General features: G+C 67.7%; 7 protein-coding genes. 4 read left to right on the top strand and 3 right to left on the bottom strand.

Annotated features, from left to right (window positions below):
• Positions 1-25: 25 nt before the first annotated feature.
• A complete protein-coding gene (gene gph, locus N7367_RS16170) occupies positions 26-694 on the bottom strand; it encodes a phosphoglycolate phosphatase (RefSeq protein WP_197600646.1) in 669 nt (222 codons plus the stop codon).
• Positions 695-756: 62 nt separating this feature from the next.
• Positions 757-1,686, bottom strand: coding sequence for a LysR family transcriptional regulator (locus N7367_RS16175; RefSeq protein WP_065175376.1), 930 nt, complete (start codon positions 1,684-1,686; stop codon positions 757-759).
• A gap of 109 nt (positions 1,687-1,795) precedes the next feature.
• Here N7367_RS16175 and N7367_RS16180 point away from each other — a divergent pair, with 109 nt between their 5' ends.
• Together N7367_RS16180 and N7367_RS16185 are read left to right on the top strand one after the other, a co-directional pair.
• A complete protein-coding gene (locus N7367_RS16180) occupies positions 1,796-2,434 on the top strand; it encodes an NAD(P)H-binding protein (protein WP_065175377.1) in 639 nt (212 codons plus the stop codon).
• Between the two features lie 47 nt (positions 2,435-2,481).
• Positions 2,482-3,393 (top strand): MBL fold metallo-hydrolase, encoded by a 912-nt coding sequence (locus N7367_RS16185; RefSeq protein ID WP_262100749.1) that lies wholly within the window; start codon positions 2,482-2,484, stop codon positions 3,391-3,393.
• A gap of 13 nt (positions 3,394-3,406) precedes the next feature.
• Here the strand turns inward: N7367_RS16185 and dinB are convergent, their stop codons facing one another.
• Positions 3,407-4,501 carry a DNA polymerase IV gene (gene dinB / locus N7367_RS16190; protein WP_279942778.1) on the bottom strand — a complete coding sequence of 365 codons (1,095 nt, stop codon included), beginning with the start codon at positions 4,499-4,501 and terminating at the stop codon, positions 3,407-3,409.
• A 190-nt stretch (positions 4,502-4,691) separates the two neighbouring features.
• Between dinB and fabA the strand changes: the two genes are divergently transcribed.
• Entirely contained in the window at positions 4,692-5,207 is a 516-nt protein-coding gene (gene fabA / locus N7367_RS16195; protein WP_053518264.1) for a 3-hydroxyacyl-[acyl-carrier-protein] dehydratase FabA, read from the top strand.
• Complete coding sequence (gene fabB, locus N7367_RS16200; RefSeq protein WP_164150991.1) at positions 5,207-6,415, top strand: beta-ketoacyl-ACP synthase I; 1,209 nt, start codon at positions 5,207-5,209, stop codon at positions 6,413-6,415. The genes fabA and fabB overlap by 1 nt, the downstream gene beginning before the upstream one ends.
• The last annotated feature ends 15 nt before the right edge of the window (positions 6,416-6,430 follow it).

The raw sequence follows: 6,430 nt of genomic DNA on the forward strand, positions 1-6,430 counted from the left end.
AGGCGCGCCGGGCGCAGGCCCGGCGCTATACCGGGATGCGCGCGGCCAGGCCCGGCAGTTCGCGCAGATCGTCGATCACCGCCACCGCAGCTGCGGTGGCCAGGTCCAGGCCACGCGGGTAGCCGTAGCGCACCAGCGCGATCGGCATTCCCGCGTCTTCCGCCGCGCGGTAGTCGGTCAACGAATCACCCACCATCAGGCATGCATTCACCGGCACGCCGAAGTGTGCCGCGATGTGCCGCAGTGGTTCACCGCTGGGCTTGCGCTGTGGCAGCGAATCGCCGCCCAGCACCAGCGCGAACGCATCGCCGATGCCCAGATGCTGCAGCAGCGGCGGCACCAGCGCTGCAGGCTTGTTGGTGCAGATGGCCAGCGGCACAGCACGTTCCCGCAGCTGCGCCAGTGCTTCGGCCACACCGTCGAACAGGCGTGGGCTGCGCAGCAGGCACTCACGGTAATGCACCATGAACACCGGCATGACCTCGGCCAGATCGACCTGCCGCCCTGCGGCGTGCACGGCCTGCTCGACCAACCGGCGGACACCGTCGCCAATCCAGCCCAGCACGGTGGCTTCCGGCACACGGGCCAGGCCGATGTCCTCCAGCGTGCGGTTCAGGGCTTCGGCGATATCGGCGGCGCTGTCGACCAGCGTGCCATCGAGGTCGAACACGACCAGCGGATAGGGATACGACACGCAACGCACCTGTACGACGTGGGGCTGCTCATTGTATGCCGTGTGCGCATCGCACCGGGATGTCATGCAGGTTCCACACGCGCCGGTCGCCAGTCCAGGTCCTGGAAGGCCGGGCTGGCGAAGCACTCGCCCAAGAAGTCGAGGAACCGCCGCATGATCGCCGACTGCTGGCGACGCGATGCGTACACCGCATGAATGCCCAGCTCGTCCAGGGTATACGCCGGCAGCAGTTCCACCAGCTCGCCACTGCGCAGCAACGGCGCCACCTGGTAGGTGGGCAGCATCGCGATGCCCGCGCTGGCGCGAACGGCTTCCAGCAGCAATGACGCTTCGTTGGCGCTGATGTTGCCGCCCACCGCCACCGACTGCGAACGTCCGTCGCGGTGCAGGTGCCACAGGCTCTTGCCCACGTAGTGATGGGTCAGGCAGTTGTGTGCGGCCAGATGTTCCGGGGCGGTCGGCGTGCCGCGCACCTCCAGGTAACCGGGCGTGGCGCACAGCACCGAGCGGCACGTGGCCAGCCGTCGCGCGATCAGGCTGGGATCGATCTGCCGGGCGATGCGTACCGCCAGATCCACCCGCTCCTCGACCAGATTCACCGTGCGATCGACCAGCAGCAGTTCGATGCGCGCCGCCGGATGGCGCTTGACGAAGTCGGCGACGGCGCGCGCCAGATGGCTCTGCCCGAACGAGACGCTGGCGGTCACCCGCAGCGTGCCATGCGGTTCGGGATCGTCGCTGGCCAGTTCGCCCTGCAGCGCCTCGCCGATCTCCAGCATCTGCCGGAAGCGCGCCAGCGCCGCCTCCCCCGGGCCGGTCAGGCTGACCCGGCGCGTGGTCCGGTGCAGCAGGCGCGCCCCCAGCCAGGCCTCCACCTCGGCAAGGTAACGGGTGACCATCGCCCGCGACATGTCCAGCACCTCAGCGGCGGCCGTGAGGCTGCCGCGCTCGGCCACCTCGATGAATACGGTCATGGCGGTCAGTCGATCCATCTGCTCGATCCATGCAACAAACAAGCGCGTTATACGCTGTTTTTCGGACAATTACAGCGTCCTACAGTGGCCCCGTCGTCTTCCCCTCCCCTTGCTTATGGAGTTCGCCATGAAAATCGCCCTCGTCGGTGCCACCGGCAACATCGGCCGCCAGATCGCGCGCCACGCGCTGGCCGCCGGCCACGAATTGACCCTGATCGTGCGCAGCACGCAGGACCTGCCGGCGGAGCTGGCCGGTGCCCATCCGGTGATCGCCGCGCTGGATGATCCCGACGCGCTGGCCGCGGCCATCGCCGGCCACGACGTGCTGGCCAGCGCCTACGGGCCACGTCCGGGCGATGACATCAGCCGCGTCGGCGAAGTGGCCGGACAGCTGGCAGCCGCGGCACGCAAGGCCGGGGTGCCGCGCCTGGTCGTGGTCGGCGGTGCCGGCAGCCTGGAAGTGGCACCGGGTGTCCAGCTGGTCGATACGCCGGATTTCCCGGAGGCGTACAAGCCTTATGCCCTGGCCCACCGCGAAGCACTCAAGCGCCTGCAGGCGGTAGACGACCTCGACTGGACGTTCTTCTCGCCGGCCGCGGAAATCGGACCGGGCGAAGAGCGTGGCCAGTACCGCGTGCAGGCCAAGGCCTTCCTCGCCGACGCCAGCGGCCACAGCCGCATCAGCTACGCCGACTATGGCGCTGCCTTCGTGGCGGAACTCGAGGCGCATGCCTACCCGAAGCAGATCATCACTGCGGCGTACTGATCGACCTACATGCCGGGCATGGCCCGGCGCTGCACAAGGAGTTCCGCATGCGTTCCGTTGCCCTGCTGCTTCCGCTTGCACTGGTCACCAGCTTCGCCAGCGCCCCGCTGCTGGCCGCACCGGCTGCCCCGACGCCGGCCACGGCGGCGAAATCACAGCTGCACCTGCAGTACTTCCATCCTGGCCCGCAGGCGATGTTCTCCGTGTCATCGGTGCTGATCGAAGGCCGCCACGATGCGATCTTGGTCGACGCACAGTTCGCGGCCAGCGACGCGCGCAGGCTGGTCGAGCTGATCCGTGCCAGCGGCAAGCAACTGACCACGATCTACATCAGCCATGGCGATCCCGATTACTACTTCGGCCTGGCCACGCTGCAGGACGCCTTCCCGCACGCACGCATCGTCGCCACTGCGCAGACCGTGGCCCACATCCAGCAGACCCACGCCGGCAAGCGTGCCTACTGGGGCCCGAAGATGGGGGCCGACGCACCGGCGCGCATCGTTGTGCCGCAGGTGCTGGAGGGCGACGCGCTGCTGCTGGAAGAGCAGCGCCTGCCCTTGATCGGACTCGATGGCCCTACGCCGGACCGCAGCGTGCTGTGGGTGCCTTCACTGCGCGCGATCGTCGGTGGCATCCCCGTGGTCGCCGGCGAGCATGTGTGGATGGCCGACACGCAGACCCCGAAGTCGCATGCCGACTGGCTGCAGACCCTGCAGCGACTGCAGGCACTGAAGCCGCAGGTGGTGGTACCGGGCCATTACGCGCAAGGGGCGGCGCTGGACGCCAGTGCGCTGCGCTTCACCGCCGGGTACATCCGTGCGTTCGATGCGGAAGCGGCCAAAGCGAAGGACAGCCAGGCGCTGGTGAAGGCGATGCAGGCGCGTTACCCGCGGCTGGAGGGCGTGGAGTCGCTGCAGCTGAGCGCGAAGGTGGCCAAGGGCGAAATGCAGTGGCCGTGAGGCAGGACCGCGGTCAGGGGCGGTGCGGATCGTTCGACGCCTGCTCGAACAGCTCCCCCTGCACCACCGGTTCCTTGTCGCGGAAACCGCCCAGGCCGACGCCCACCAGGCGATAGCGCGTGTCGGCCGGCAGGTCCACGCGCGCGCGCAGCGCCAGCGCGGCATCGCGCAGCTCCTCCATCGATTCCGGCGGGCGGTCCGGGGTGAAGCTGCGGGTAAGGATGCGGAACTGCGCCGTCTTCAGCTTCAGCACCACGGTGTGGCCCACGCGTTCCGTCCGGCGCGTGGCGTTCCAGGTTTTCTCTGCCAGCTGCACAATGGCCTCGCCCAGGTCTTCAAGCAGCAGGTCCTCGGCAAAGGTGTCCTCGGAAGAGATCGACTGCACCGGCTGGTCCGGCTCCACCGGCCGTTCATCGACGCCGCGTGCACGGTTGTAGAGGCTGCGGCCGAAGCTGCCGAACGCGTCCTCCAGATCCGCCAGCGCCCATTGCCGCAGGTCACCGCAGGTGATGATGCCGCGCGCCGTCAGTTTGCCTTCCATCACCTTGCCCACGCCGGGCACGCGGCTGACCGGCAGCGGCGCCAGGAATGCGTCCACCCGTTGCGGTGGAACAACGAACTGGCCGTCGGGCTTGCGCCAGTCCGAGGCGATCTTGGCCAGGAACTTGTTCGGCGCGATGCCCGCTGAAGCGGTCAGCTGGGTCTCGTCGCGGATCTGTGCGCGGATCGTGCGTGCGATCTCGGTTGCCAGCTCGATGCCACTTTTCGGCTCGGTCACGTCCAGATAGGCCTCATCCAGCGACAGCGGCTCGACCAGGTCGGTATGGCGCAGGAAAATCTCGCGCACCTGGCGCGACACGGCCTTGTAACGCGCGAAGTCCGGCGGCACGAAGATCGCGTCCGGGCACAGGCGCTCGGCACGCATCGCCGGCATCGCCGAACGCACGCCGAACACGCGCGCTTCGTAGGACGCCGCGCATACCACCGAGCGCGCACCGCGCCACGCCACCACCACCGGCCTGCCGCGCAGTGAGGGATCGTCGCGCTGCTCCACCGACGCGTAGAAGGCGTCCATGTCGACGTGGATGATCTTGCGCAGTCGGGTCATGTCAGGTGTACGGGGCGGGTTCGGCGTGGGTGGGCCACACGCCGAGGTATGGTCGTTGCACATCAACAGGATGCGCGTATTCCATTGAAAACACTACGGTTGCGTACGGTTGAAATGTTTGATCGGCAGCGCTTCCAAGGGCATTCTCGAGCACTTGTATCCCTGTTCGTCGCTTCCAGGATTGCGTTTCATGACTCGTCTCCACGCGTTCAACCGCGACCAGCTGCTGGCCAGCGCACGCGGTGAACTGTTCGGCGCCGCCGCCGGCCGTCTGCCCAACGACCCGATGCTGATGTTCGACCGCATCACCGACATTCGCGAGGACGGCGGCCCGCATGGCAAGGGCATGGTACGCGCCGAACTGGATATCCGCCCGGACCTGTGGTTCTTCGGCTGCCACTTCATCGGCGACCCGGTGATGCCCGGCTGTCTGGGCCTGGATGCGATGTGGCAGCTGACCGGCTTCTACCTGACCTGGCTGGGTGCTCCCGGCAAGGGCCGCGCCCTGGGCTGCGGCGAGGTCAAGTTCACCGGCCAGGTACTGCCGGACGCCAAGCGCGTGCGCTACGAGATCGACATCACGCGCGTCATCAACCGCAAGCTGGTGATGGCCCAGTCCGACGCCCGCATGTATGTGGACGATCGCGAGATCTACAACGCTCGCGACCTGCGCGTGGGCCTGTTCACTGAAACCGGGAGCTTCTGATGCGTCGTGTCGTCATCACCGGCATGGGCATCACGTCCTGCCTCGGCAATGATCTGGATACCGTCTCTTCCGCACTGCGCGAGGGGCGTGCCGGCATCACCGCATTGGCCGACCACGCCGAAGCGGGCCTGCGCAGCCAGATCGGCGGCCGTGTCGACCTCGACCTGGACGCCCTGATCGACCGCAAGCAGAAGCGCTTCATGAGCGATGCAGCAGCGTTCGCCTACATCGCCATGCGCGATGCCATCGCCGATGCCGGGCTGGACGAGGCGCAGGTCAGTGGCCTGCGCACCGGCCTGATCGCCGGCTCCGGCGGCGGCTCCAGCGAGTGGCAGATCGGCGCGGTCGATCTGCTGCGTGCACGTGGCGTGCGCAAGGTCGGCCCGTACATGGTGCCGCGCACGATGTGCTCCACCGTGTCGGCGTGCCTGGCCACCGCGTTCCAGATCAAGGGCGTGAGCTACTCGCTGTCGGCGGCCTGCGCGACGTCGGCGCACTGCATCGGCGCCGCCGCGGACATGATCCGGCACGGCGCGCAGGACATCATGTTCGCCGGCGGTGGTGAAGACCTGCACTGGTCGATGAGCGTGATGTTCGATGCGATGGGCGCGCTGTCGACCAGTTTCAACGACACCCCGGCCAACGCGTCGCGCCCCTACGACAAGGACCGCGACGGCTTCGTCATCGCCGGTGGTGGCGGCATGCTGGTGCTGGAAGACTACGATCATGCGGTTGCGCGCGGCGCACGCATTTATGCCGAGCTGATCGGTTATGGCGTGACATCCGATGGTGCGGACATGGTGGCACCGTCCGGCGAGGGCGCGGTGCGCTGCATGAAGATGGCACTGCAGAACGTGGACCGCCCGCTGGACTACCTCAACACGCACGGTACCTCGACCCCGCTGGGCGATGTCACCGAACTCAACGCGATCCGCGAGGTGTTCGGCGAGGCCGTGCCGCCGCTGTCCTCGACCAAGGCGCTGTCCGGCCATTCGCTGGGCGCGGCCAGCGTGCACGAAGCCATCTACTGCCTGCTGATGATGCGCGATGGCTTTGTTGCCGGCTCGGCCAACATCAGCGAGCTGGACCCGGCGGTGGAAGGCTTCCCGATCCTGCGCGAAAGCCGCGCACAGGTGCTGGACACGGTGATGTCCAACAGTTTCGGCTTCGGCGGCACCAACGCGGCCCTGGTGTTCGGTCGGGTCTGATCGCCCGCCATTGGC

The sequence above is a fragment of the Stenotrophomonas sp. GD04145 genome, assembly GCF_029835135.1.
Lineage (GTDB): Bacteria > Pseudomonadota > Gammaproteobacteria > Xanthomonadales > Xanthomonadaceae > Stenotrophomonas > Stenotrophomonas maltophilia_P.

What these genes read in the sequence shown, in the direction of transcription:
- N7367_RS16185 (WP_262100749.1), top strand. Translation starts at nt 2,482, where the DNA reads ATGCGTTCCGTTGCCCTGCTGCTTCCGCTTGCACTGGTCACCAGCTTC.
- dinB (WP_279942778.1), bottom strand. Translation starts at nt 4,501, where the DNA reads ATGACCCGACTGCGCAAGATCATCCACGTCGACATGGACGCCTTCTAC.
- fabB (WP_164150991.1), top strand. Translation starts at nt 5,207, where the DNA reads ATGCGTCGTGTCGTCATCACCGGCATGGGCATCACGTCCTGCCTCGGC.
- N7367_RS16175 (WP_065175376.1), bottom strand. Translation starts at nt 1,686, where the DNA reads ATGGATCGACTGACCGCCATGACCGTATTCATCGAGGTGGCCGAGCGC.
- N7367_RS16180 (WP_065175377.1), top strand. Translation starts at nt 1,796, where the DNA reads ATGAAAATCGCCCTCGTCGGTGCCACCGGCAACATCGGCCGCCAGATC.
- fabA (WP_053518264.1), top strand. Translation starts at nt 4,692, where the DNA reads ATGACTCGTCTCCACGCGTTCAACCGCGACCAGCTGCTGGCCAGCGCA.